21 protein-coding genes and 3 tRNA genes are annotated in these 23,504 nt (G+C 67.2%); 11 read left to right on the forward strand and 13 right to left on the reverse strand.

What is annotated here, in order from left to right; all coding sequences use genetic code 11:
• Window positions 1-53 precede the first annotated feature (53 nt).
• From ABZ827_RS25150 to ABZ827_RS25160, 3 genes are read right to left on the reverse strand one after another with little or no spacing between them, the layout of a single operon-like run.
• Window positions 54-1,787, reverse strand: coding sequence for an ABC transporter ATP-binding protein (locus tag ABZ827_RS25150; RefSeq protein WP_357241270.1), 1,734 nt, complete (start codon window positions 1,785-1,787; stop codon window positions 54-56).
• Window positions 1,781-2,323, reverse strand: a complete 543-nt coding sequence (locus ABZ827_RS25155) for an Rrf2 family transcriptional regulator (RefSeq protein ID WP_357241273.1) — start codon at window positions 2,321-2,323, stop codon at window positions 1,781-1,783. Before ABZ827_RS25155 ends, ABZ827_RS25150 begins: the two co-directional genes overlap by 7 nt.
• 24 nt (window positions 2,324-2,347) lie before the next feature.
• The gene (locus tag ABZ827_RS25160; protein WP_357241276.1) at window positions 2,348-2,941 is read right to left on the reverse strand and encodes a helix-turn-helix domain-containing protein; all 594 of its coding nucleotides are present in this window, start codon (window positions 2,939-2,941) and stop codon (window positions 2,348-2,350) included.
• A 260-nt stretch (window positions 2,942-3,201) separates the two neighbouring features.
• Between ABZ827_RS25160 and ABZ827_RS25165 the strand changes: the two genes are divergently transcribed.
• Window positions 3,202-5,589: an MMPL family transporter gene (locus tag ABZ827_RS25165; protein WP_357241279.1), complete on the forward strand. Its 2,388-nt coding sequence runs from the start codon at window positions 3,202-3,204 to the stop codon at window positions 5,587-5,589.
• 66 nt (window positions 5,590-5,655) lie between these two features.
• On the opposite strand, the gene ABZ827_RS25170 is transcribed toward ABZ827_RS25165, so the two are convergent.
• Genes ABZ827_RS25170 through dcm form a run of 3 tightly spaced genes read right to left on the reverse strand, consistent with a single transcriptional unit; the run spans window position 5,656 to window position 7,976 of the window.
• Entirely contained in the window at window positions 5,656-6,375 is a 720-nt protein-coding gene (locus ABZ827_RS25170; protein WP_357241282.1) for a maleylpyruvate isomerase family mycothiol-dependent enzyme, read from the reverse strand.
• Between the two features lie 39 nt (window positions 6,376-6,414).
• The gene (locus tag ABZ827_RS25175; RefSeq protein ID WP_357241285.1) at window positions 6,415-6,846 is read right to left on the reverse strand and encodes a very short patch repair endonuclease; all 432 of its coding nucleotides are present in this window, start codon (window positions 6,844-6,846) and stop codon (window positions 6,415-6,417) included.
• Window positions 6,843-7,976, reverse strand: coding sequence for a DNA (cytosine-5-)-methyltransferase (dcm, locus tag ABZ827_RS25180; RefSeq protein ID WP_357241438.1), 1,134 nt, complete (start codon window positions 7,974-7,976; stop codon window positions 6,843-6,845). The genes ABZ827_RS25175 and dcm overlap by 4 nt, the downstream gene beginning before the upstream one ends.
• A gap of 268 nt (window positions 7,977-8,244) precedes the next feature.
• Here dcm and ABZ827_RS25185 point away from each other — a divergent pair, with 268 nt between their 5' ends.
• Window positions 8,245-9,309, forward strand: coding sequence for an alpha/beta hydrolase family protein (locus tag ABZ827_RS25185; protein ID WP_357241288.1), 1,065 nt, complete (start codon window positions 8,245-8,247; stop codon window positions 9,307-9,309).
• On the opposite strand, the gene hisC is transcribed toward ABZ827_RS25185, so the two are convergent.
• A complete protein-coding gene (hisC, locus tag ABZ827_RS25190; protein ID WP_357241291.1) occupies window positions 9,301-10,395 on the reverse strand; it encodes a histidinol-phosphate transaminase in 1,095 nt (364 codons plus the stop codon). The genes ABZ827_RS25185 and hisC overlap by 9 nt on opposite strands.
• Window positions 10,396-10,489: 94 nt before the next feature.
• Here hisC and ABZ827_RS25195 point away from each other — a divergent pair, with 94 nt between their 5' ends.
• The 7 genes from ABZ827_RS25195 to ABZ827_RS25225 all read left to right on the forward strand — a co-directional run bounded on the left by ABZ827_RS25195 (window position 10,490) and on the right by ABZ827_RS25225 (window position 17,901).
• Window positions 10,490-11,230 carry a dienelactone hydrolase family protein gene (locus tag ABZ827_RS25195; protein WP_357241294.1) on the forward strand — a complete coding sequence of 247 codons (741 nt, stop codon included), beginning with the start codon at window positions 10,490-10,492 and terminating at the stop codon, window positions 11,228-11,230.
• Between the two features lie 92 nt (window positions 11,231-11,322).
• A tRNA-Ser gene (locus tag ABZ827_RS25200) sits at window positions 11,323-11,412 on the forward strand.
• Between the two features lie 36 nt (window positions 11,413-11,448).
• A tRNA-Arg gene (locus ABZ827_RS25205) sits at window positions 11,449-11,521 on the forward strand.
• 1,026 nt (window positions 11,522-12,547) lie between these two features.
• Window positions 12,548-13,660, forward strand: coding sequence for a ThiF family adenylyltransferase (locus ABZ827_RS25210; RefSeq protein ID WP_357241297.1), 1,113 nt, complete (start codon window positions 12,548-12,550; stop codon window positions 13,658-13,660).
• 1 nt (window position 13,661) lies between these two features.
• Window positions 13,662-14,903 carry a hypothetical protein gene (locus ABZ827_RS25215; protein ID WP_357241300.1) on the forward strand — a complete coding sequence of 414 codons (1,242 nt, stop codon included), beginning with the start codon at window positions 13,662-13,664 and terminating at the stop codon, window positions 14,901-14,903.
• Between the two features lie 186 nt (window positions 14,904-15,089).
• Window positions 15,090-17,315: an MMPL family transporter gene (locus tag ABZ827_RS25220; protein ID WP_357241303.1), complete on the forward strand. Its 2,226-nt coding sequence runs from the start codon at window positions 15,090-15,092 to the stop codon at window positions 17,313-17,315.
• 4 nt (window positions 17,316-17,319) lie between these two features.
• The gene (locus ABZ827_RS25225; protein WP_357241306.1) at window positions 17,320-17,901 is read left to right on the forward strand and encodes a TetR family transcriptional regulator; all 582 of its coding nucleotides are present in this window, start codon (window positions 17,320-17,322) and stop codon (window positions 17,899-17,901) included.
• Between the two features lie 51 nt (window positions 17,902-17,952).
• Here the strand turns inward: ABZ827_RS25225 and ABZ827_RS25230 are convergent, their stop codons facing one another.
• Window positions 17,953-18,558, reverse strand: a complete 606-nt coding sequence (locus ABZ827_RS25230; protein WP_357241309.1) for a TetR family transcriptional regulator — start codon at window positions 18,556-18,558, stop codon at window positions 17,953-17,955.
• 220 nt (window positions 18,559-18,778) lie between these two features.
• Between ABZ827_RS25230 and ABZ827_RS25235 the strand changes: the two genes are divergently transcribed.
• The gene (locus ABZ827_RS25235; protein WP_357241312.1) at window positions 18,779-19,588 is read left to right on the forward strand and encodes a ferredoxin reductase; all 810 of its coding nucleotides are present in this window, start codon (window positions 18,779-18,781) and stop codon (window positions 19,586-19,588) included.
• 158 nt (window positions 19,589-19,746) lie between these two features.
• On the opposite strand, the gene ABZ827_RS25240 is transcribed toward ABZ827_RS25235, so the two are convergent.
• The 4 genes from ABZ827_RS25240 to ABZ827_RS25255 form a co-directional block, all read right to left on the reverse strand.
• Window positions 19,747-20,391: a methyltransferase domain-containing protein gene (locus ABZ827_RS25240; protein WP_357241315.1), complete on the reverse strand. Its 645-nt coding sequence runs from the start codon at window positions 20,389-20,391 to the stop codon at window positions 19,747-19,749.
• A gap of 149 nt (window positions 20,392-20,540) precedes the next feature.
• Window positions 20,541-20,628 (reverse strand) — tRNA-Ser (locus ABZ827_RS25245).
• Window positions 20,629-20,705: 77 nt separating this feature from the next.
• Window positions 20,706-21,140 (reverse strand): nucleoside deaminase, encoded by a 435-nt coding sequence (locus ABZ827_RS25250; protein WP_357241441.1) that lies wholly within the window; start codon window positions 21,138-21,140, stop codon window positions 20,706-20,708.
• A gap of 28 nt (window positions 21,141-21,168) precedes the next feature.
• On the reverse strand, window positions 21,169-21,708 hold the full coding sequence (locus tag ABZ827_RS25255) for a tRNA adenosine deaminase-associated protein (RefSeq protein ID WP_357241318.1): 540 nt from the start codon (window positions 21,706-21,708) through the stop codon (window positions 21,169-21,171).
• Between the two features lie 58 nt (window positions 21,709-21,766).
• Between ABZ827_RS25255 and ABZ827_RS25260 the strand changes: the two genes are divergently transcribed.
• Entirely contained in the window at window positions 21,767-22,735 is a 969-nt protein-coding gene (locus ABZ827_RS25260; RefSeq protein ID WP_357241321.1) for a prephenate dehydrogenase, read from the forward strand.
• Window positions 22,736-22,751: 16 nt separating this feature from the next.
• Here the strand turns inward: ABZ827_RS25260 and ABZ827_RS25265 are convergent, their stop codons facing one another.
• Window positions 22,752-23,366: a putative glycolipid-binding domain-containing protein gene (locus ABZ827_RS25265; RefSeq protein ID WP_357241323.1), complete on the reverse strand. Its 615-nt coding sequence runs from the start codon at window positions 23,364-23,366 to the stop codon at window positions 22,752-22,754.
• Window positions 23,367-23,504: the final 138 nt, after the last annotated feature.

Raw genomic sequence — 23,504 nt, forward strand, 5'->3', positions numbered from 1 at the left:
AGCCTCCTCGGGAGCGAATACCCGCGGTCCGCGGACGCCGCAGCAACTACGCATCATCGCGCTTCCTCCACACTCAGCTGGGATTCGACGATCTCGCGGTATTCCGCGCAGTCGCGAACCAGCTGGTCATGTGTTCCGATACCGACCATCGCACCGTCCTCCAGCACCACGATCTGGTCGGCATCGCGGATGGTGGCGATCCGCTGCGCCACGATGATCACCGCGGCGTTCGCGATCTCCGGGCGCAACGCTTCGCGCAGCCGCGCGTCGGTGGCGACGTCGAGTGCGGAGAACGAGTCGTCGAACAGATACACCCGGGGCGACCGCACCAGGGCCCGGGCGATGGCCAGCCGCTGCCGCTGCCCGCCCGATACGGTGGTGCCGCCCTGCGCGACCGGTGTGTCCAGCCCCTGCGGCATGGCACGGACGAAATCCGCGGCCTGGGCGATCTCCAGGCAACGCCACAATTCCTCGTCGGTGGCCTCCGGGTCGCCGTAGCGCAGATTGCTCGCCACGGTGCCGGAGAACAGGTATCCCTTCTGCGGTACCAGACCGATCCGGGAGCGCAGTTCGTTCAGGTCGAGCTCGCGCACATCGGTACCGCCGAGCAGCACCGCGCCTTCGGTGGCGTCCATGAGCCGCGGGATCAGGTTCAGCAGGGTTGTCTTCCCCGCGCCTGTCGACCCCACGATCGCGGTGGTCTGCCCCGGTTCCACCCGGAAGTCGATACCGCGCAGCACCGGCTGATCCGCGCCCGGGTAGCTGAACCCGGCGTCCCGCACCCACACCTGGGCCGGGTCGCCCTGGAACGGCTGTGGTTTCTCCGGTGAACGCACCGACGATTCGGTATCCAGCACCTCCGCGATCCGGTCCCCCGAGACCGCCGCCCGTGGCGCCATCATGGCCAGGAACGAGGCCATCATGACCGCCATCAGGATCTGCATGATGTAGGAGAGCAGCGCGGTCAGCGATCCGATCTGCATATCGCCGGCGTCGATCGCTTTCCCGCCGAACCAGATCACGGCGACCGAGGTCACGTTGCTGATCAACATGACTGTCGGGAACATCAGCGCCATCAGCCGGCCCACCCGGACCGAGATATCGGTGAGTTCGGTGTTGGCCACTCCGAAGCGCCAGACCTCGAGCCGCTCACGGACGAAGGCGCGGACCACCCGGATACCGGTGATCTGCTCGCGCAATACCCGGTTGACCTCGTCGAGGCGGGTCTGCATCAGGCGGAACGCGGGCACCATCCGGGCGATGATCAGCCCCATGCTCAACGCCAGGGCCGGCACCGCGATCAGCAGCAACCAGGAAAGCCCGAGGTCTTCGCGCAAAGCCATGAAGATGCCGCCGACGCACATGATCGGGGCCATCACCGCCACGGTGGAAGCCATCACGACGAGCAACTGCACCTGCTGCACATCGTTGGTATTGCGGGTGATCAGCGAGGGTGCGCCGAACACCCCGACCTCCCGGGCCGAGAAGGTGTTCACCCGGTGCAGCAGCGCCGCACGCAGGTCCCGGCCGGTGCCCATCGCGGCCTGCGCGGCCAGCAGCACCGAGGACGCGGACGCGACGATCTGGACACCCGATACCGCCAGCATGCGCAGCCCGGCGGTCCAGATGTAGCCGATATCACCCTTGGTGATGCCTTCGTCGATCAGGTCGGCATTGAGGCTCGGCAGATACAGCATGGCTATCACCGAGATCAGCTGCAGCGCCACGATCCCGGCCAGCTGTTTCCGGTACGGGACGAGAAATGTACGGAGCAGTCGGATCAGCATGATGACCGCACGCTACCGTCTGGACCTGCGGATCGCCCCATAATTTCCGGTGGGTCCGGTGGAGTATCACCGCCGGGTTCCCGGCGGGCCCAGGCGCCCGGGTCGGCGGTCAGGTTTCCGACGAATTCCGGCAGTCCGCCGGAGGCGATATCGGCCAGGGTGACATTCTCCAGAACCGCGCGGATATTCACGCGTAATGCGATCCACACTTGCTGCAACGGTTCGGCGGCACCCGGATACCGCACCTCCTCGGGCCGCAGCCCACGCACCGAAGCGAGGGGCCCCTCGATCGCGCGGATGATATCGGCGATCGAGATATCGCCGGCCGGGCGAGCCAGCCGGTATCCCCCGTCGGGGCCGCGCCGGCTCGTCACCAGGGCGGCGCGACGCAGATCGGCGAGCACGCTCTCCAGAACTTTGGGCGCGATCTGCTGGGCGGCCGCGATCGCTTCCGCTTTCACTGCCACGGCCTGATCGGCTGCCGTGATCTCGAGCAGTGTGCGCACGGCATGATCCACCTTCGCGGTGATGTGCACGACGAACCTGACCTTTCCGCTGTGCTATCGCACGTCCGGTTGCAGAGCCGCGATCGCCGCGTCCAGCAGCGTCGACTCCACCACATCATCCCCCGCCTCCGGTGCTACTTCGTTCGAAACCAGCGCGACGGTCAGAATCTCCATGGCCGCACTCGCCCGCAACAGCCGCACCGGTGTGGGCTCGGGCCCGGCCAGCCAGTTCCGCAGGACCTTGTTGGCATCGACGATCACGGGGTACTGGTCGGCGACGGCATTGACGATGGCCACCGCGTTGCGCACCAGCATCTCCCCGGCGGACCGGTGCCGGATCATGGCCCGGATATAGGTGCGCAGCACCGTCCGGCGGCCTTCCGCGTCGGGTGCCGCCATCGCCTCGACCTCGTCGGCCAGCGCGCGCAGATCGTCCAGCAGTGGATTGATCACGGCGACCAGCAGGTCGAGTTTCGAGGAATAGTGATAGTAGAGAGACGGCTTTGTGATTCCCACCGCATCCGCGATCTCGCGCAGGCTGGTCTGTTCGAAACCTTTACTGACGAACAGTTGCACAGCAGCATCGAGGATGGCCTGCTTGGTGTCTCGACCTGCGGTAACGTGGTCGTCAGCTCTCCGATTCGCCATGCTCGGTCCTCTCGTTCTCCCGGCGTCGCGCCCGGTCGGCCGCCGGAAGTCGAGTTTGTTCCTCCGTTTAACCTGCCGGTAGTCTACCTACCGTACGGTAGATACAGATGGCGTCCACCGTGTAGGCGGGTCCAGCCGATTTCGCGCATCGAGGCAACGATCTCATCCGCGGAATCCGGTCCGCGAAAGCGACGCCGGCCGTCAGTTCGTCACAGCACATACGACCAAACCGTCTCGGCCTGGCCTAGGAGAAATCCCTCGTGTCCGTATTCCTGTACAGATGGGGAAAGTTCGCTTTCCGCCGGAAGTGGATAGTGCTGCCCATATGGGCGCTGATACTGGTCTTGCTCGGCGGCGCGGCGGCCTCTCTGGCCAAGCCGTTCCAGGACAGCTTCGAAATGCCGGGGCTGCCCTCCGAGCGGGCCACCGCCATCCTCGAGGAACATATGCCGCAGATGGCCTCGATGTTCAGCATCGACGCCGTCAACGGTCAATATGTGATCGCCGCACAGAACGGCACGCTGGCCGACGAACCCAATATGACCGCACTGGACGCGCTGGTCCAGCGGCTGAACGAAATGGATATCGTCGATCACGCCGAACCGGTCGTCAATCCGGTCACCGCGACCTCGATGATGCCCGCGAGCCAGGAGGCCGCCAAGGAGCAGGCTCAGGCAGCGGCGAACCTCGCGCCCGGTGAGACACCGCCGGCGCCGGAGCCGAACTGCCTCGACGGGCAGAGCTCCCCCGAGTTCAAGAGTTTGTGCGGCGGCGCCCCGCTGAACGTATTGAACGAGCAGAACCCGCAGACGGTCGCCGTGGTCGACGTGAAGTTCACGATGCCGTCCTTCTCCGATATCACCGAGGAGAACCGGCAGGCGGCCGAAGCCATCGCCCAGGAGGGCCGCAACGCCGGCCTCACCGTCGAGATGACGGGTGCCATCGCGCAGACCCAGCCCGAATCCGGCCAGTCCGAGATGATCGGTATCGGGGTCGCGCTGATCGTCATGATCATCGCTTTCGGCGCCGTCGTCGCTGCCTTCGTTCCGATCATCACCGGAATCGTCGGCGTCGCCTGTGCCGGTGCCCTGCTCCTGACCGGAACCTCCCTGACCGAGGTCCCGACGTTCACGCCGATCCTGGCTTCGATGATCGGCCTGGCACTGTCCATCGACTACGCCCTGTTCATCGTGTCCAGGTACAAACACGAACTGGTCGTCCAGGACTCGCCGGAAGAGGCCGCGGGTGTCGCGGTGGGCACCGCCGGATCGGCGGTTGTCTTCGCCGGCCTCACCGTGGTGATAGCCCTGCTCGGCCTGTCCGTCGTGGGTATCGGCTTCCTCACCGCGATGGGTATCGGTGGCGCCATCGCTGCCGGATTCGCCGTGCTCGCGGCCATCACCCTGATGCCGGCCCTGCTCGGAGCGCTCGGCAAGGCACTGTTCAAGCCGAAGATCCCGCTGGTGGCCAAACACGATCCCGAAGACGACAACTCGGTCACCAACGGGATGCGTTTCGCCCGGATCATCGCCCGGGTCCCGGTGCTGACGCTGATCGCCAGCGCGATCGTGCTGGGTGCGCTCGCCGCCCCGGCCACCCAGCTGAACCTGGGACTGCCCGGCGGCGACAGCATGCCGGAGGATTCCTCGGTCCGTAAGGCCTACGAACTGCAGACCGAGGGCTTCGGCGAAGGTAAGAACGGCGCCCTGATGGTGGCAGTCGATCTGTCCGGAACCCCGGAGGATCAGCGCGCCGCCGCGCTGTCCACCCTGCGCGACCAGCTGGCCGGCTACGAGGGTGTCGACTACCTGAGCGTCGCGCAGCCCAGCCAGGACGGTCGGGCAGCGCTGTTCCAGGTGGTGCCCGAATCCGGTCCGAACAGTGCCGAGACCCAGGACCTGGTCGAACACGCCCGCGATGCCGAAGCCGCGCTGAAATCGCAGTACGGCATGGAGTACGGCATCACCGGCCAGACCGCCATCTACGCGGATGTGAACAGCGTCCTGCTGACCAGCATCATCCCGTACCTGGCCATTGTCGCGGCGGCCGCGTTCGTCCTGCTGCTGCTGGTGTTCCGGTCCATCCTGGTACCGCTCACCGCCGCACTCGGCTTCCTGCTGTCGATGGCCGCGACCTTCGGTGTCACGGTGCTGATCTTCCAGGAGGGCGCCTTCGGCCTGGTGAAGGACACCCATCCGATCATCAGCTTCCTGCCCATCGTGCTGATCGGACTGGTGTTCGGTCTGGCGATGGACTACCAGGTGTTCCTGGTGACCCGGATGCGCGAGGAATACGTGCACGGCAAGAATCCGAAGGAGGCGATGATCAGCGGCTACCACCACGGAGCGCGCGTGGTCACCGCGGCCGCCATCATCATGATCTCGGTCTTCGGCGGTTTCATGCTCTCGCCCGATATCACCTCCAAGTCCATGGGCTTCGCCCTGGCGGCGGGCGTTTTCTTCGACGCCTTCCTGGTCCGGATGGTGCTGATCCCGTCACTGCTGGTGCTGCTGGGCAAATGGGCCTGGTGGATGCCGGCTTGGCTGGACCGGATCCTGCCGGATATCGACGTCGAGGGTGCGAAACTGCGTGAGTTGCAGGAGCGCGAGAAGCCCGCGGCTGTCGAAGCGGAACACGCCGGGGTCTGATCCACGAGAAGAACAACCGGCCGGCGCTTTACAGGCGCCGGCCGGTTTTCTCTTATCCGAGCGGAGTCAGCGCCAAGCGGGCAGCTCGGGCAGATCCTCGGGAAGAGTCTCGTCCGCACCGCGACCGAGCAGCCAGGCCAGCAGTGACGCGGCCGGCGCCGCCACTGTCCGGTCCGGATCACCGGTACCGACGACCGCGCCGAAACCGGTATCGGTCGCGCTGATTTCGAAGGGCCGCTCGAGCTCGCGACCACCCAGATCGGTGGCGACCTCGGCGAGCAGTTCCGTCACGAAATCCGCCGGCCATCGGGCAGGTGTGTAGCCCGCGCCCAGATCCACGTGGTGGATCCGCAACTCCTGCAACCGCATCCAGGGAATCCGGTCCGCGGTGAGCGGCCGCCCCTGCCTGGTCCGGACCTCGGTCTGCCATTGTTCCGCGGTCAGCACCTGAACCATCCCCGTCAACCGGTCCGCGGACTCCACAAGGTCCGTGCGCTGTTCGGCGAGCGGGCGCGGCGCACCCAACTCGATATCGGCATCCCGCAGCGCCGTACTCGCGTACTGCGGCGTCTCCACCCCGGTATGCGCCCACAACAGCAGATTGACCAGACTGTCGGCGTTACGGGAAATATGCGCGAGCACATGACCCCGAGTCCAGCCCGGTAACGCGGACGCGGCCGCGAGCGCCGAATCGTCCAGGGTGTCGACGGTCGCGAGTAGATCTCCGGTCGCCTCCACGACCGCTTCCATACGCCTGGTGAGAATTTCGATGAAATCGCTGGGCACGCCACCGAGACTAATGGGCGCGGTAACACGGCGAGCGGGTCAACGGTCCAGCGCCGCCTGCACCTTGTCGGCCGCGCACACCGGGTCCTCGTGTTCCCAGACCCGGATCACCTGCCAGCCCGCCGCGACCAGAGCCGCGTCCGTCGCCCGGTCCCGCGCGACATTGCCGGCCAGTTTCTCCGCCCACCAGTCCGCGTTGTTCTTCGGGTCGGTCGCGTGATCCGGACAGCGATGCCAGAAACATCCGTCGACGTACACCGCGACCCGGCGCCGCGGAAACACCAGATCCGCCCGCCGCCGTTGACCGCGAATCGGCGCGCGATCCACGAAGTACCGGATCCCGCGCCGGTGCAGTTCACGCCGCAGCGCCAGCTCCGGTTCGGTATGCGCCCGCCGCTGCCGCGACATCCGCGCGCTGGTCACCGGATCGGTGGCCGGACGCCGGCTGCCGCGGCCCGGATCACCGGTCATGCCGCCCAACCACCCATCCGGTCCAGATGTGTCTGGACATCGTCTAGGAAACCGGCCGGGAACCGCAGCTTCCCCATCCCGGTGCGCCGCAGGAAACCTGCCGTGGCCCGCGCGGAGAGCAACCGGGTGTCGGTGAGGAAGAACCGCAGATCCTCATAGGGCTCGTGCACGGGCCACGGCGAGACCGGCACCTCGAACACCTGGCCGGAATGCCCCCAGGCCGCACCGGGCCACGGACTCCCGGGCGGCAGCGGAATATGCCCCGGAATCGGATCCCCTGGCTCCCGCAATCGCGACCCCACCCAGGACGCCATCCGCACACTCACCGCATTACCCACCAGCTTCCAGCGTTGCCCGGGCCGGAATCCGGGCACCGCCAGGGCCGGTTCGGTCCAGCCGGGGGCGAATCCCTGGAGCCGCTCCCCGTCGGTGATACCCGGGGTGACGATCTCCCCGGACGGCAGCAACACCGCGGGCGCGCTCGGAATACCCAGCCCGGACCCACCCTTGAGCGTGGGAACCGCGTTGACCACCCAGCCCAGACCGCGCACCCCCTCGGTCCAGTAGAAACCGCACGGATCGCTGTCGACCGCCCCCAGCAGCCGCGGACCGGCGTCGTCCGCGAACAGTACGGTGCGCGGATCCTCGGTCCGCGAAGCCAGCATGAGCACCCGGTTGCGCCGCTGCGGCAAACCGAACGCCCGGGCATCCACCACCCGGTACGCCCAGGTATAGCCCAGATCGTCGAGCGCGGCGGTGATATGCCGCATCGCCGCCCCGCGGCCGAGTTGCAGCATGAACGGCACATTCTCGATCAGCAACCAGCGCGGCCCGCGGCGCCGGCGCACCAGGCGGAACACGTGATCGACCAGGCTGGACCGGGTCCCGGTGATACCGGCCGTCCGGCCTGCCTGCGACAGGTCCTGGCACGGGAAACCAGCGGCCACCAGTTCGGTTTCCGCGGGTAGCGCTCGCAATCGAGTGATATCGGCGTGCAGTGCGGCGTCGGGAAAACGCGCCGCCAGTACCGCCTGCGCACCGGGGTCGATCTCACACAGCGCGGTGCTGTGCCAGCCGTGCGCCGCCAGCCCGAGCTCCAGGCCCCCGATCCCGGCGAAAAGCCCCACCATCCGCGCGCCCGTCACGAGGTCCTCTCTCCATCCGGTCCGGCTCCCGAAGCGAGATTACTCTGCGTATCGCGCACGCCCGCCGCGTCCGGGTGGACCCCGGGGCCGCAGCCGCCCGACCTGCCCGGACTGGATGGATCACGTCGGCGAGTCGATCATCACAGCACGAGATCCATTCCGCGCCAAGACCATCGAAACCGCTGGTCAGAGCGGTTGAACCGGTCTCGTTCGGTCCGCTTCGCCTGCCCTCCGGTCTGGCAGTATGGGCGCCATGAGGTATCGCGCCGGACTCGCCGCCGTCGTATCGGGCGCCGTCGCCCTGTGCGGCGCGATCGCGCCCGGAGCGGCGCAGGCCGGTCCGGACGGACTGCATGCCGCGCCCGCACGCCCCGGCACCGGTTCCGCCGAGGACCCCGGTCCGGTCGAACCCGCCGAACCGGTACCGGCGCCGCAGGCCGCCATCGTGGGAGTCGAACCGGTGCACGAACGTCTGATGCGCGTTTTCGTCGACTCCCCCGCCATGCACCGCACGGTCCAGGTACTCGTCCTGCTCCCGGCCGATCGCACCGCACCCCGCCCCACCGTGTACATGCTCGACGGCCGCAGCACCCAGCCCGACAGCAACAACTGGCTCGACCGCGGCAATGCCGCACAGTTCTACGCCGACAAACCGGTGAACGTGGTCTTCACCGTCGGCGGCCCGGCCAGCTTCTACACCGACTGGCAACGCCCCGACCCGGTGCTGGGCGTAAACAAATGGGAAACCTTCCTCACCGAGGAACTACCGCCGCTGCTCGACGCCCGATTCTCCGGGAACGGCCGCAACGCGGTGCTCGGGACGTCCATGGGCGCCGAAGCGGCCATGATGCTGGCCATCCGGAAACCGGAACTCTATTCGGCCGTCGGCGCGTACAGCGGATGCTTCTCGACCGGCACCGACCTCGGCCAAGCACAGGCCCGCATGGTCATCTCGACCTACAAAGGCGACCCCGAGAACATGTTCGGCACCCCCGACGACCCCGCGTGGCTGGCCCACGATGTGACCCTGCACGCGGCGGCATTGCGCGGTAAGAAGCTGTATCTGTCCGCCGGCAGCGGGCACCCGGGGGTCCACGATGTGCTGACCAACCCGGAGACACCCGTCAGCGTGTTGATGGGCGGCCCGCTGGAGGCCGCCACCGAGTTCTGCACGCGCCGGTTGGCCCAGCGCCTCGACACCCTCGGTGTCGACTACACCGCCCACTTCCGCCCGCAGGGCACCCATTCATGGCCGTACTGGGCAGACGAGTTGGTCGCGTCCTGGCCCACCGTCTCCGACGGGCTCGGCCTAGGCTGAACCGCCCCGCTGAGCACCCGCGAAACGCGCGGCCGTTTCCGCGGCGGTGGCGAACCCCAAGAACAGGTCGTTCTCGTGGGGGTCACCGGCAGTGACCCGCACCCCCTCCCCCGCGAACGGACGGATCAGCACCCCCGCTTCGGCACTCGCCTCAGCGAATTCCATCGTCACCGCACCCAGGTCGAGCCAGACGAAATTCGATTCGCTCGACGGCACCCGGTACCCCGCGGCCAGCAGTGCGTCGCGCATCCGCTCCCGTTCGGCGATCACCGCCTCGGTACGGTCCAGCAGTTCGTGCCGGGATTGCAGTGAGGCGATCGCCGCGGCCTGCGCCACCCGGCTCACGCTGAACGGGATATGCACCTTCAGCAGCGCCGTGATCACCTCCGGGGCGCCGACCGCATACCCGACCCGCAGCCCGGCCAGTCCGTACGCCTTCGAGAAGGTGCGCAGCACAACCACATTCGGCCGGGACCGGCCGAGCTCCACACCGTCCGGATGATCCTCCGGCAGCCGCAGATACTCGTAGTACGCCTCGTCCAGGGCCACCAGGACATCGGCGGGCACCCGGTCCAGGAACCGTTCCAGCTCGGCCCTGCCCACCGCGGTTCCGGTCGGGTTGTTCGGATTGCAGACGAACACCAGCCGGGTCCGTTCGGTGATCGCCGCGGCCAGCGCGTCCAGATCGTGCACGTGATCGGTGAGCGGTACGGTCACCGCGGTCGCGTTACCGACCTGGGTGATGATCGGATACGCCTCGAAGGAACGCCAGGCGTACAGCACCTCGTCGGCCGGGCCGGCGCAGGTGATCTGCACCAGCTCCTGGCACAACGCGACACTTCCGCAGCCGATCGCGATATTCGCGGTCTGGACGCCGAGGAACTCCGCCAGTGCTGCTCGCAGTTCGCCGGACTGATTGTCCGGATAGCGGTTGGCCAGCTCCACCGCCTCGGCGACGGCTTTGCTCGCGGCGGGCAACGGACCGATCGTGGTCTCGTTGCTCGCCAGTTTGACCGCGCCGGGATGGCTGCGGCCGGGAACGTACGCCGGAATGGAATCGAGGTCCGGCCGGATGTGCGCGGTCACGTAATGAGCTTAGTTCCGATCTCGATCGCGCCACGTTCGGGCTGTTCACCTGCCAGTTCTTCCCGCTCCGGGGATATCGCCCTACGCTGGGAACATGTCGGGCACTTATGACGATATTGCGCCGTTGCGGCGTCACGAACCGGAAGCCACCGGAAGCGACCAGGAACCGACACCGGCCACCACCAGGCCCGAAACCGGCGGACACGTCCCCATCACGGTGATCGAACCGGAGGGTTACGCACGCGGCGGGATCGTGCTGCTGCACGAATCCCGGGAGTTCACCGGAACGTTGCTGGAACTGATGCGCGCCCTCGCCGGCGAGGGCTGGCTGGTGATCGCGCCGAACCTTTTCCACCGGGCCCCCGCCTCCTCGGCCGGGGTGTTCGGCGACGAACTGTTCGAGGATTTCGATGCCTGCTTCGATTGGCTCACTCATCGCGGGGTCTTCCCCGACTGCATCGGCGCCCTCGGTTTCGATACGGCCGGCACCGCGGCTTTCCTGGTCGCGACCAACCGCCCGATCGGCGCCGCGGTCAGCGTCGCCGCCCCCGGTATCACCGCCCCGCTGACCGACCAGGCCGAAGCCCTGGTCACCGCGGCCCCCCGCCTGCAAGCCCCGTGGCTGGGCCTGTTCGGCGCGGAACCCACCACCCCCGCCGACGAGGTCGAGCAACTCCGCGATGCCTCGGCCCGCGCGGCGGTCGCGAGTCTCGTCGTGAGCTATCCCCGCCTCCTGCACCGGGCCGACCAACCGGGCAACGACGATGAGGACGCCGACGAACTGATCGATTCACAAACCCGCATTTTCGACTGGTTCGACAGCCACCTTCGCTGATCAACCAGCCGTTTTGCAGTTTCACACCAAGCTCGGGTAGCCTTTCTGCTCGGCGGTTCGAAAGGACCGGTGCCCTCGAAGAGAAGGCTCCAGGAGGCGTGCCAGAGCGGCCGAATGGGACTCACTGCTAATGAGTTGTCCCTTCACGGGGACCGGAGGTTCAAATCCTCTCGCCTCCGCCACGCCCGGTTATCCGGGCGACAACTGAATACGAGCATGCGCCCGTAGCTCAACGGATAGAGCATCTGACTACGGATCAGAAGGTTAGGGGTTCGAATCCCTTCGGGCGCACAAAGATCGGCCCCGACCTGCGAAAGCGGGTCGGGGCCGATCAGCTTTTCCGATGTGAGGACCGTAATCCCGTAAGTTGCCTGCACAAACGGGTCCCACGTTCCCCGACATACCGGCCGAGCGCGCTTCTGGCCCCCGGGCTCCGAGCCTGCTGCCGCAAGCGGTGCTGTCAATCGACAACAACCTTCATCCGCGCCGCCGGTAGGACCCGCGTCGCGGCCCGTAGATCAAGGCCTCGCCGGGCCATCCCGCCCCACCACTCACGCCTCCCCAGCACTGGAGGTTGACGCATCAACACATCCGGAGGGATCATGTACCGGTAAATAATGTGCACTTATTTACCGGCAAATAATCCAATCAAGGGAGTGCACCGTGACAGAGAGCGCAACCGCACCGTCCGAAGATCCGCGCCGCGAGCGTGTGACGATCGAGCTCCGACGCCTCGACAAGAAAGAAACCACCGAGGCTTCGGCCGGCGGCGGGAACTAGGCCATCCGCGTAGGGACAGCGCTTCCCGAGGCGGCAGGGCAGGCCGGCGACAACACCGCCCCGCCGCCCGGCAGAAGCACGATCGGTTTCCCGCCAGAGATACGCAATCGCTCCCTGCCAGGTACCCAACCCGCGATCACGAGTAGGTAGGTCATGAAAAAAACCATCGAACAAACCACAAAACCGGCGCCCGAGCCCGTAAGCATCGAACTCCGGCGCCTCGACAAGAAAGAAACCACCGGGTGGTCATCCGCCGCCGGGACTTAGGCCGTCCACGTAGGGACAGCGATACCGAGGTGGCAGGGCGGGCGGGTGACAACACCGCCCTGCCACCTGGCAGAAGCACGATCGGTCTCATGCCGGGTACCCAACCTACGATCACGAGTAGGTAGGTCGCGCCGACTGCGTAACCGCCCCTGCCGGCCCGGCTCGGTATGCGCGCCGGGCCGGCAGCCGTTCCGCTCGGCAAGGGCGGCAGATCGCTATGACGATCGGTGCCGCCGACGCGGTGTCGGCGCCACCGGACAAGGATTTCCTGTGGATATCGCGAAGATGGTGCGGCCGCGGATCAAACCGGCGCACGTCCCGTACCGGACGACCGACGGGCATGTACGGATCGGCGTGACCGTACCTGGAATCGGAGCCGAGATCCTCGACCCCGACGGCTGGGTCTGGGCTTTGGTCACCGCGATGGGTACGGCCAGATCGCCCGCCGAGATCGTTACCGAAGTAACCTCCGCGCACCCCGTCACCGACAGCGACGTCCTGGGTGCGATGCAGGTGCTGCTGGACGCCGGCTTCGTCGAAGACGCCGGCGTACCCGCACCGCCCGCGCTCGGACCCGGGCAATTGGAGCGGTACTCACGGAGTATGGCGTTCTTCGACTGGATCGATACGACGCCGAGGCCGAGTCCGTGGGATATCCAGCTGCGGTTGGCTCGGTCCAGGGTGCTGCTGGTCGGCGTCGGCGGCGTCGGCACAACCGCCGCGCAGGCACTCGTGGCCTCCGGAGTAGGGCACCTGCACTGTGTCGACTCCGATGTCGTCGAGCTGTCCAACCTCAGCCGCCAGGTCCTCTACCGGGAAGACGATATCGGCAAGCCCAAGGTCGATACGGCGGTCGCGCATTTGCGGGACTTGAACTCCGAGGTCGAAATCACCGGGGAGCAGCGGCATATCCACGGTCAGGACGATCTGGCCGAGTTACTCGCACCCGGCTACGACCTGCTCGCGTTCTGCGCCGATAAACCGCGCGCTGTCCGGCACTGGGCCAATCGTGCGTGCGCGGCGGCGGAGCTGGCGTGGGTCACCGGCGGTTACCACGGTCCGATCGCGTCGGCCCAGGTTCATATCCCCGGACAGGGCGCCTGCTGGGACTGCCTGCACGAACACCAGATCCAGAACAGCGATGACCGACGCCCGGCCGATATGCCTCCGGAACACCTTGCCCCGCAGCTTCCCTGGCATCCGGTACACGCGGTATCGGCCGCCCTGACCGGTAACCTCCTGGCCCACCTGGCCCTCGCCGTGCTGACCGGCGCACCGCGTATCGAGCCCGGTTTCCGGTACGGGCTGAACCTCGCCGTCCTCGAAGAACCCGAATTCGACCGCTGCCCGCCCCGCCCGGACTGTCCAGTGTGCGGATCGTGATATGGCCGAATCTCCGCCCACCGGCCGGCTCACCGCAACGAGCCGGATCCGGTTGCACGATATACAGTCCCGCCCCGATCGCGATGAATGGATCGTCGGCCGGCTGGAGACCCGGACGTTCGTTGCGCTGCCGGCGGTGGGTGTGGAGGCCATCGAGATGCTCGGTGGCGGGTCGAGTATCGAACAGACCGAAAAACAGATGGCCGAACGGCACGGTATCGAGTTCGATGTGCGGGCGTTCGTCGCGGATCTGACCGCGCTCGGCTACGTATCCGAAATCGACGGTTGCCCGGTACCTTCCCCTCCGGTCCCACCGGCGACCTTTCCCTGGTTGCGGCCTGAGCTGGTCCGTTTCACCCTGCATCCGATCCTTCCGTTCCTGCTGGCCGGGCTGGTGGCGGCCGCCGCGATGGTTCTTGTCAGCAGGCCGGACCTGTGGCCCAGTTTTCGCGATCTGCTGTGGAGTCCGCACAGCGGACTCGTGCTGGTCGTATCCTTCGTCTTCGGCTGGTCACTGGTCGCCATGCACGAGATGGCGCATTTCGCCGCCGCCCGGGCGACCGGTGTCCACGCCCGGATCCAACTCGGCACCCGGCTGCAGTTCCTGGTTGCCGAAACCGATATCAGCGGTATCGAACTCGCGCCCCGGAGGCACCGCATCACCGCCTACCTCGCCGGTATCGGGGTGAATCTGGCGGTCGCGGCGATCGCGGTGCTGCTGGGGGCGGCCACCGCGGAGCACAGCCTCGCGCATCGGCTGCTGGGCGCGGTAGTTGTCCTCGCATCGGTACCGCTGACGTTCCAGTGCATGGTGTTCATGCGGACCGACCTGTATTTCGTGCTGCAGGAGTTCACGGCCTGCCGCGACCTGTTCGGCGACGGCCGCGCCTATGCGCGCTATCTCGGTACACGGGCAAAACACGTGGTGACCGGAAAGGGGCACACCCCGGATGATCCGAGCCGCGCACTGCCGCGGCACGAACAGCGCGCCGTCCGCGTCTACAGCCTGGTGCTGGTCGTCGGAACGGTGCTGTGCCTCGCCGCGGCGGCGCTGTTCACCCTGCCCGCCGATTTCGCACTCGCCGCCGGTGCCGTGCGGGGACTCGCCCCCGAACGGTCGACCGCGGCCCTGCTGGACAGCATCCTCGCACTGGCGATACTCGGTTTCGGGCATACGCTCTGGGCGGTGACCTGGTGGCGTCGCCACCGGGTCCGGCGACGCGACAGTCGTTACACAGCCTGAGAATGCTCGCCACGGCCGGCGTCGCTCCCCGCAGCCACGACTCGGCCATCCGGACCGGACGGCCGAGCACTGGCACCGGCCAGACCGGTGAACGAATTCAAAGGAATCAGCCCAGGCAGGTCTTGTCCGCGGACAAAATGGAAGTTACTCTCAAAAAATAGTAACTTCCAATGAAGAGAGACTGTCATGTCAGCTCTGCTCTATCGGATCGGGCGGTTCAGTTTTCGAGCTCGACGACTCGTTCTCCTGTCCTGGGTGCTCCTCATGGTGGTCCTGGGAATCGGTGCCGCCTGCCTGGCCGCTCCTTCCGCGACGACCTTCAACCTGCCCGGCACAGAATCCCAGGAAGCTTTCGACCTCCTCGAAGAGCGGTTCTCCGAGGTGCCCCTCGACGGCGGCTCCGCTCAGATCGTGTTCACCGCCGAGAACGGCACAGTGAACGATCCCGCGCAGCGCCGGAAGATCACCGACGTCGTACAGGCGGCTGCCGGGGCATCCGAGGTCGCGGCCGTGACGGGACCGTTCGACAACGGGTTGATCTCGCCGGATCAGCGGATCGCCGTCGCCGAGGTGACCTATGCGGTCTCCTTCGAAACCGTGCGTGATTCGAGCCGGCAAGAACTGATGGACCTGGTCGAAAGGAGCGGTTCGGCGGAACTGCGCGTCGCCGTGGGCGGGGACGTGATGGAGCTGATGCCGGACGTGAGCAAGGAACTCATCGGATTGCTCATCGCCGCCGTAGTGCTCGTGATAACCCTGGGTTCCCTGGCCGCCGCGGGGATGTCGTTGATCGCCGGGGTCACCGGCGTCATGGCCGGACTGCTGGGAATCCTGACGGCCACGGCATTCATGGACCTCGGAGTCACCACCCCGATCCTCGCGCTCATGCTGGGGCTCGCCGTCGGTATCGATTACGCGCTGTTCATCGTCTCCCGCTACACCCATGAGCTGTCCCGGAATCCGGACCCCGAGGACGCCATCGGCCGCGCCGTGGCGACAGCCGGATCCGCGGTGCTCTTCGCCGGGATGACCGTGGTGATCGCGCTCGCCGGACTCAGCGTGGTCGGTATCGGGCTGCTCACCGAAATGGGTCTCGCCGCGGCGGTGACCGTAGCCATCGCCGTGCTGGTGGCGATCACACTGCTACCGGCACTCCTCGGATTCGCCGGACGCCGAGTACTGCGGCGCGGTCTGCGACGGCAGCCGGCCGAGGGTGTCACGGGAGCCACGCCCGGCCGGTTCACCCTGGCACCCCGCTGGGCGGCGCTGACCACGCGGCGACCGGTGACGACCCTGATCGTCGCGCTGATCGGGCTCGGCATCCTGGCCCTTCCCGCTCTGGACCTGCGGCTCGGCGTCCCGGACCAGGGCACCTACCCCGAACACACCACCCAGCGCCAGGCCTACGACGCGATCTCCGCGGGTTTCGGTCCGGGCTTCAACGGCCCCCTGCTGGTTGTCGTCGACCTGGCCGGCGCGCAGCAGCCGGCGGATACCGCGCGGCGGGTACATACGGAATTGGCCGGGACCGAAGGGGTCGTCATGGCCGCGCCACCGGAATTCAACCCCGCCGGGGATACGGCGATCATCGGACTCGTCCCGCGCGGCGGCCCCGACAGCGAGGAGACCGAGCAGCTGGTGCAACTGCTGCGCGGCAGCGTCGCCGACACGGTCGGCCAGTTCGGCGCCCGGATCGCCGTCACCGGAACCGCGGCCGTCATCATCGATTTCAGCGACCGGATGGCCGAGGCGTTGTGGACCTACCTCCTGGTGGTGATCGGCCTGTCGTTCCTGCTGCTGATGGCCGTGTTCCGCTCTCTCGTCGTCCCGCTCAAGGCGACAGCGGGCTTCCTGCTCAGCCTGGGCGCGACCTTCGGCGTCATGGTGGCCACCTTCCAGTGGGGCTGGCTGGAATGGCTGGGAATTCACACCACCGATGTGGTGGTGAGCATGCTGCCGATTTTCATCATCGGTGTGGTGTTCGGGCTGGCGATGGATTACGAGGTGTTCCTCGTGACCCGGATGCGGGAGGAGTACGTGCACGGCGCGTCGGCGACCTCGGCGATCCGGACCGGTTTCGGTCACGGGGCACGCGTGGTCGCCGCGGCCGCGATCATCATGGTGAGTGTGTTCGCCGGGTTCGCCTCCGGTGACGCCAGCGATATCGTGCAGATCGGTGTGGCGCTGGCCGCCGCGGTCGCCGTCGATGCGTTCGTGGTCCGGATGACCGTCGTCCCGGCGGTTCTCGCACTGGTCGGGGACAAAGCGTGGTGGCTGCCGAAGTGGCTGGACCGGATACTGCCGGACCTCGATGTCGAAGGCCGGAACATCCAGGGGCAGCCGGCGCCGGACACTGCCGCCGGCGAAGTCTCCGGTTCGTTTGTCCGGTCGGTCGAGGGTTCGGCAAGATAATGCTATGAGTACCGGCGGCCTGCGAGAACTCAAGAAGAAGCGCACCCGCGAAGCCATCCAGGATCACGCTTTGCGCCTCTACCGGGAGCAGGGGTACGCCAAAACCACGCTGGAGGAAGTAGCCGCCGCCGCCGAGGTGTCGCCGAGCACACTGTTCCGCTACTTCCCCACCAAGCCGGATACGGTGCTGTTCGACCGGGTGGACCCCCTATTCCTCGAGAAGTTCCTCGCAGAGCCCGCCGGCCTCCCACCGCTCCAGGCCGCACGCAACGCCCTGCTCGCCGTACTGAACAGCACAGACGTAGACATCGCCACGGTGGAAACCACCCGGATGAGACTCATCGCCACCGTGCCGGAACTCCGCGCGGCCGTCCTGCAGAAACTGGAGACGGACCTACCGCCGTTCATGGAAGCCTTCGCTCGACGCGTCGGCCGGGAACCGGACGATCCACGCGTCCGCTACTGGACCGGCGCGGTGGCGGGCGTAGCGCTGATGGCCTACTTGCGGGCGATCGACAACGGTGACGACATCTACACCGTCGTCGACGAGGCGCTGGAATTCCTGGAGAACGGAATGCCCCTCTGAGGGTTGATCATCCACAGCGCGGAAATGCCGCGGCGCCGACGCACCCGGCTCTCAGCCGGTGACCATGGGGACCACGTAGGTGCGGGCGAACTCGTCCAGTTGCTCTTCGGAGTCCAGGGGAACGAGGCCCGAGGGGCAGAGGATGAACGAATGAACAAGCCGGCAAACCAATTCCGCCCGGGTGAGCAGGTCGGCGGGTTCGGCGAAGAGGCCGGAGTCCGCGGCGCGGCACAGGGCGGTGTGGGCGGCGGCGACCGACATGGCGAACACCGGGCCGCCCTCGGTCGTGAGCTTCTCCAGGAGACGCTCCGGCTCCACGACGAGCATGCGGTTGACCAGGGTGTGTTCGCGCCAGCGGGTGATCACCGTGACGAAGATGTCGGCGATGAGGTCGTCGAGGCGCTTGTGGCGGGTTGATATCGCGTCGACCTCGGTGAGTACCGCGGCGACTTCGCGGCTCACCACCGCCTGCACGACGTCGTCGCGTGAGCCGACGCGACGGTATATGGTGACGCGGTCGACACCGGCTTGGCGGGCGATGTCTTCGATGGTGGTCTTCTTGACACCGAACTCGCCGAATCTGATCAACGCCGCGTCCAGAATGCGGGCCTCGATACCATCCTGCAGCCCTGGGGACGACGTGTACGCGGCGGACATGAGATAACGCTAGCAAGTGCTCGGTCGGCACAAACACCTATCGGCCGGTCCCGAACAGCTATCGACCGGTCGCGAACACCATCTGGCAGTCGCAATATTGCAACATTGCCATTAATTATGTTGCCGTGTACATTCGCCAAATGGTGCAGACCAGCCAAGCAGCCGCTTGTTTTCATCTGGCACGGCGTCCGGTGGACCGACTACTACCCGGGCAGAGCTGATGGGCACCCAGGTGCCGGCTCGCGGCTTCCAGATGATCGGTGCGGCGGTGGACGTCTGCCGTTCGATATTCGTGGCGCGCCGGCCGGCCTCGACACTGCCGCGGTCGAATATGCCCGGGCACAGTGGTTTCAATCGCCGGCTCGTGGTCGCCGCGATCCAGCGGGAAGCGGTCGACGTGGTCGGGGTGGTCCTGGTCGATCCGGAAGGCGATGCGCTACCGGCCTGGCTACCGGGTGCGCATCTCGACGTATTCCTACCCTCCGGGCGGCACCGGCAGTACTCGCTCTGCGGGGATCCGCGGGACAGGTCGGCCTACCGGATCGCTGTCCGCCTCATGCCACACGGTAACGGCGGATCGATCGAAATCCATGAGGACCTGCGCAGCGGGGATACCCTCCGAGTCCACGGCCCCCGGCACACATATCCCTTCGTCGACGCCGACGAATACCTTTTCGTCGCAGGCGGTATGGGAATCACCCCGATCCTGCCCATGGCACAGGCCGCGGGCCGCCGCGGCACCCTGATCTACACCGGGCGCTCCGCGGATTCGATGCCATTTCTCGATCGGATACCTCAGGCCGTCATCCGCCCCGACGATGAATTCGGCAGCCCGGATATGACGGATCTACTCGCCCACGCGACACCCGGCGCCGCGGTCTACGTATGCGGGCCCCCACCGATGCTGGAGGCCGCGATCCGCGCGCTGCCCCGGGTCAACCCCACCTGCTCGCTACACCTCGAACGTAGCCCGGGCGCCCGTGCCACAGCCTCTTCCGCGATTCCCACGCGCCCGCATCCGACATTCTGACCTGGATCGCAGGATCGCCCGGCTTGTCCCGTCCCGCTCAGGCGCGTGACCGGACGGCGGCCCGGTCGGAAAACGCTGCCCGGCCGCGGTACCGGTGGCGCCTCTCGAGTGAACACCCGCGCAGCGACTCTCCGACCCAACACTTGCCGGGGCAGCGGTCACGACTTCGGTGGCTTGCGAACCAGCAGCTGGCCCTGTTGGCCCCGTTCGCCCTCGTACGGCTCACGAAGCATACGGCCGACCTCGACGAACCCGGCCGAGGCCAGCAGTTCCGCGAGACTGCCGGGCGACCATCGATAGGCCGGCGCGACCTTGTGGTCGAACTCTTGCGGTTGTGGATCGGTATCAGCGAAGAACCCGAGCAACAGGTAGCCACCTGGGGCCAGCACTCTTTCGAACTCGGCGAACGCCACCGGCAGCTGCTCCGGTGGCATGTGGATTGTCGAGTAGAAAGCGAGGATGCCGCCGAGCCCCGCATCGGGGAGGTTCAGAGCGGTCATCGATCCCTGTTCGAACCGCAGATCCGGATACGCCTGGCGGGCCAAGGCGACCATCGCGGGGGAAAGGTCGATGCCGAACGCACTCGATCCGAGTGCGTGCAGATGCGCTGTGACCTGACCGGGGCCGCATCCGATATCGGCGACCGGTCCGCCGCTGTTCGCCTGCACGAGTTCAGCGAACGCGGCAAGCAGTGCACGCTCCAGCGGTATGGCGTCGAGCATGTCGCTGAAAAGCTCGGCATAGAGGGAGGCGACGGCGTCGTAGGCCGCCCCGGTGTCGGGCAAGGCAGAGGCTTCGGTCACGACGAAACCGTACCGTCTCGGTAGCCGGGGATCGGACGCTGGAGTGATTCATCCTCGGCTTGCCGGCCCGCGCTTCCTCTCGAGGCGCCGCCGCCGCGGAAACGGCATGAAAAAGCCCCTCACCTGGCGTTTCAGGTGAGGGGCCGGAGCGGTGGCGGAGGGATTTGAACCCTCGGAGGGGGGTTACCCCTCACACGCTTTCGAGGCGTGCTCCTTAGGCCGCTCGGACACGCCACCGCCCGACACATTACCGGACGACCCGCCGATCGCTAAATCGGGTTTCGACCTGCACCTCCGTGGCAGCTGGGCGTCGCTCAGCGCTGGGTGCGGAAGAAATCGTCGAGGATCGCCGCGCACTCGTGTTCCAGAATCCCGCCGCGAACCTGGGGGCGATGATTGAGCCGGCGGTCGCGGACCACATCCCACAGCGAGCCGACCGCGCCCGTCTTCGGCTCCCACGCGCCGAACAGCAAACGGTCCACCCGGGCCGCGACCAGGGCGCCGGCGCACATCGTGCACGGCTCGAGGGTCACCGCCAGGGTGGTTCCGGTGAGGCGCCAGCCGTCACCGTGCACCTCGGCCGCGCGGCGCAGGGCGAGTACCTCGGCGTGTGCCGTTGGGTCGCCGGTGGCTTCGCGCGCATTGGCGGCGCGGGCGAGTTCCCGGCCTTCGCGGTCGAAGATCACGGCGCCTACCGGGACATCACGCGAGTCGGCGGTGCCGGCGGCGGCCAGCGCCGCCCGCACCATCTCGGTATCGGAGAGCGGACCGCTCACCTCAGCGTTGCAGTTTGTCGAGCACCGCGGAGAACTCCGAGGCGAAACCGAGCCGCTCGGCGATCATCGCCAGCTGCTCGTCGGGGTAGAGGTCGGTTTCGGCGAGGATCACACTGAACACCGGTTCGGGCAGGCCCAGATCGGCCAGGAGGCCGAGGTCACCCTCCTCCCACGGCTCCGTATCGTCCAGATCGTCCGGGTCGATATCGGGGATCTCGATATGCAGTTCTTCCAGGACATCGGCCGCGATGTCGTAGTCGATCGCCGCGGTCGCGTCCGATACCAGTAGCCGGGTGCCGCTGGGGGCGGGCCGGACCACGATGAAGAACTCGTCGTCGACGTCCAGGAGTCCGAAAACCGCTCCGGCGGAACGAAGTGCCTTGAGCTCGTTCTCCGCGGCGGACAGTGTGGTGAGCGCGGCCGTGGTCAGCGGACTGCATTTCCATGTACCGTCTTCCCGGACAACGGCCACCGCGAACCCTTCGACGTCGTCGTAATCGTCCGACGTCGCCCTGTTCGTGCCCGAGCGCTGTGCTGCCATGGGCGCAACGGTAGTCGGCCCGGGGCCGTTAGATGAACTCGTATGCGAATCTGTTCCGGTGACGGCTGACGACCATAAGGCGCTCTGTGTTCTCGGGACAGGTTTGATCGGCGGATCGCTGCTGCGTGCCGCGACCGCGGCAGGCTACACCGGCTGGGGATACAACCGGTCCGCGCCGGGCGTGGCGGCGGCCCGCGCAACCGGCTTCGATGTGACCGGCGACCTCCCGGCGGCATTGCGCCGAGCCGCCGATACGGATGCGCTGATCGTCGTGGCGGTTCCGATGCCGGCAGTCAACCCGATGCTGGACGCGATCGCGCAATACGCGCCGCAATGCCCGTTGACCGATGTGGTGAGTGTGAAATCACCGGTGGCTGCCGCGGTGCGCCGGTACGGCCTGGAAGAACGCTATGTGGGCGGGCATCCGATGGCGGGTACCGCGGAATCGGGTTGGCAGGCGACTGTTCCGGACCTGTTCCGCGATGCCGCCTGGGCGGTGGGGGTAGATCCGGGAACCGACCCGGGCACCTGGACACGGGTCACCCGGCTGGCCCTGGACTGCGGGGCGGTGGCGGTACCGGTGATCGCCTCGGAACACGATCGGGCCGTGGCACGGATCTCCCATCTACCGCATGTGCTGGCCGAAGCGCTGGCGGTGGCCGGGGCGCGGGGCGGGGATCTCGCGCTCGGGCTGGCCGCGGGTTCCTTCCGCGACGGGACCCGCGTCGCGGCGACCTCGCCCGATCTGGTGCGGGCGATCTGCGAACCGAATTCCGATGCCCTGCTGGCGGTACTGGACGAAACACTCGCGGCGCTGACCGAGGCCCGGGAATCGCTGAGCGAGCACACCTCCCTCGACGAGCTCACCGCCACCGGGCACGCGGCGCGGCAGCGTTACGAATCCGCGCGGCGCTGGGAGATCACCGATATCGACCCCGGGGCGCCCGGGTGGCTGGAGAAATTGCAGGAAGCCGGGCGGGCGGGCGGTGTCATCACCCGCCTCGATACCCGGCCGGAACCGGACTGAACCGCGGCGGCTCCGGTCAGATCCGCTGGGCCAGGCCCGGGTAGTCGAGCACGAAACCGTCCCGGTCGACGGTGAGCGTCGCACTGGACACCGGGGAGAGCACGCTGATCCCGTCGCCGGCGCTGCTGTAGGTGAGGTCGGCTTCCTGCACCGTCAGGTCGGGCAGGCCGACGTAGACCACGGGGACCTGCACATCCTCCATCGCGTGCTGCAGACCGAAACGGCGGATGGGCAGCGTGTTGAAGAACGGGCTGAGCACCACATCGGCGTCCAGCGCACCGCCGAACGTCGAGCGGACATTGGCCCCCGTGGCGTCGATCAGCCAGTAGTTCTCCTCGTCCCGGGCGATCGAGGCGTGGCGTTCCCCGGCCGCAGTGGTACTCCGCAGCGATAACCGGGTGGTCGCCCCGTTCTCGTCGGTGACCAGGTCGTAGGAGGCGCTGAAGGCCGGATGCTCCCCGCAACCGCCGCCGATGATCCGCCCGCTGGCCCGGACCCGGTTCCCGTTGAGCGTGACGCGAACCGATTCCATCCGGGTGCCGTCGTGGGAGCGCCAGGTGAGCACCGCGGGCCACCGAGCCGGCGCGGGCGCGGTGGCCGGACCAGGGGTTTCGTCGCTCGTTTCTGTCACGTGTCCACCGTACGCAACCCCCGGCCGACGCAGTTGACACTCATGGCCGTGCCGGGCGGTTTCACGTAGTTCCGATTCCGTCCACGAAGACCGGCGGATAGTGGGAAAACCGGGGCACCCGCGCCGGACCGCCGAGGG

Origin of the sequence: Nocardia sp. NPDC019395 (assembly GCF_040632335.1) — a bacterium.
Lineage (GTDB): Bacteria > Actinomycetota > Actinomycetes > Mycobacteriales > Mycobacteriaceae > Nocardia.

Coding starts and splice junctions, on each gene's coding strand:
- ABZ827_RS25185 (WP_357241288.1), top strand. CDS start 8,245: ATGAGGTATCGCGCCGGACTCGCCGCCGTCGTATCGGGCGCCGTCGCC.
- ABZ827_RS25160 (WP_357241276.1), bottom strand. CDS start 2,941: ATGGCGAATCGGAGAGCTGACGACCACGTTACCGCAGGTCGAGACACC.
- dcm (WP_357241438.1), bottom strand. CDS start 7,976: ATGGTGGGGCTTTTCGCCGGGATCGGGGGCCTGGAGCTCGGGCTGGCG.
- ABZ827_RS25250 (WP_357241441.1), bottom strand. CDS start 21,140: ATGGTGCGGGCGGCGCTGGCCGCCGCCGGCACCGCCGACTCGCGTGAT.
- ABZ827_RS25195 (WP_357241294.1), top strand. CDS start 10,490: ATGTCGGGCACTTATGACGATATTGCGCCGTTGCGGCGTCACGAACCG.
- ABZ827_RS25220 (WP_357241303.1), top strand. CDS start 15,090: ATGTCAGCTCTGCTCTATCGGATCGGGCGGTTCAGTTTTCGAGCTCGA.
- ABZ827_RS25255 (WP_357241318.1), bottom strand. CDS start 21,708: ATGGCAGCACAGCGCTCGGGCACGAACAGGGCGACGTCGGACGATTAC.
- ABZ827_RS25230 (WP_357241309.1), bottom strand. CDS start 18,558: ATGTCCGCCGCGTACACGTCGTCCCCAGGGCTGCAGGATGGTATCGAG.
- ABZ827_RS25235 (WP_357241312.1), top strand. CDS start 18,779: ATGGGCACCCAGGTGCCGGCTCGCGGCTTCCAGATGATCGGTGCGGCG.
- ABZ827_RS25215 (WP_357241300.1), top strand. CDS start 13,662: ATGGCCGAATCTCCGCCCACCGGCCGGCTCACCGCAACGAGCCGGATC.
- ABZ827_RS25150 (WP_357241270.1), bottom strand. CDS start 1,787: ATGCTGATCCGACTGCTCCGTACATTTCTCGTCCCGTACCGGAAACAG.
- ABZ827_RS25225 (WP_357241306.1), top strand. CDS start 17,320: ATGAGTACCGGCGGCCTGCGAGAACTCAAGAAGAAGCGCACCCGCGAA.
- ABZ827_RS25175 (WP_357241285.1), bottom strand. CDS start 6,846: ATGACCGGTGATCCGGGCCGCGGCAGCCGGCGTCCGGCCACCGATCCG.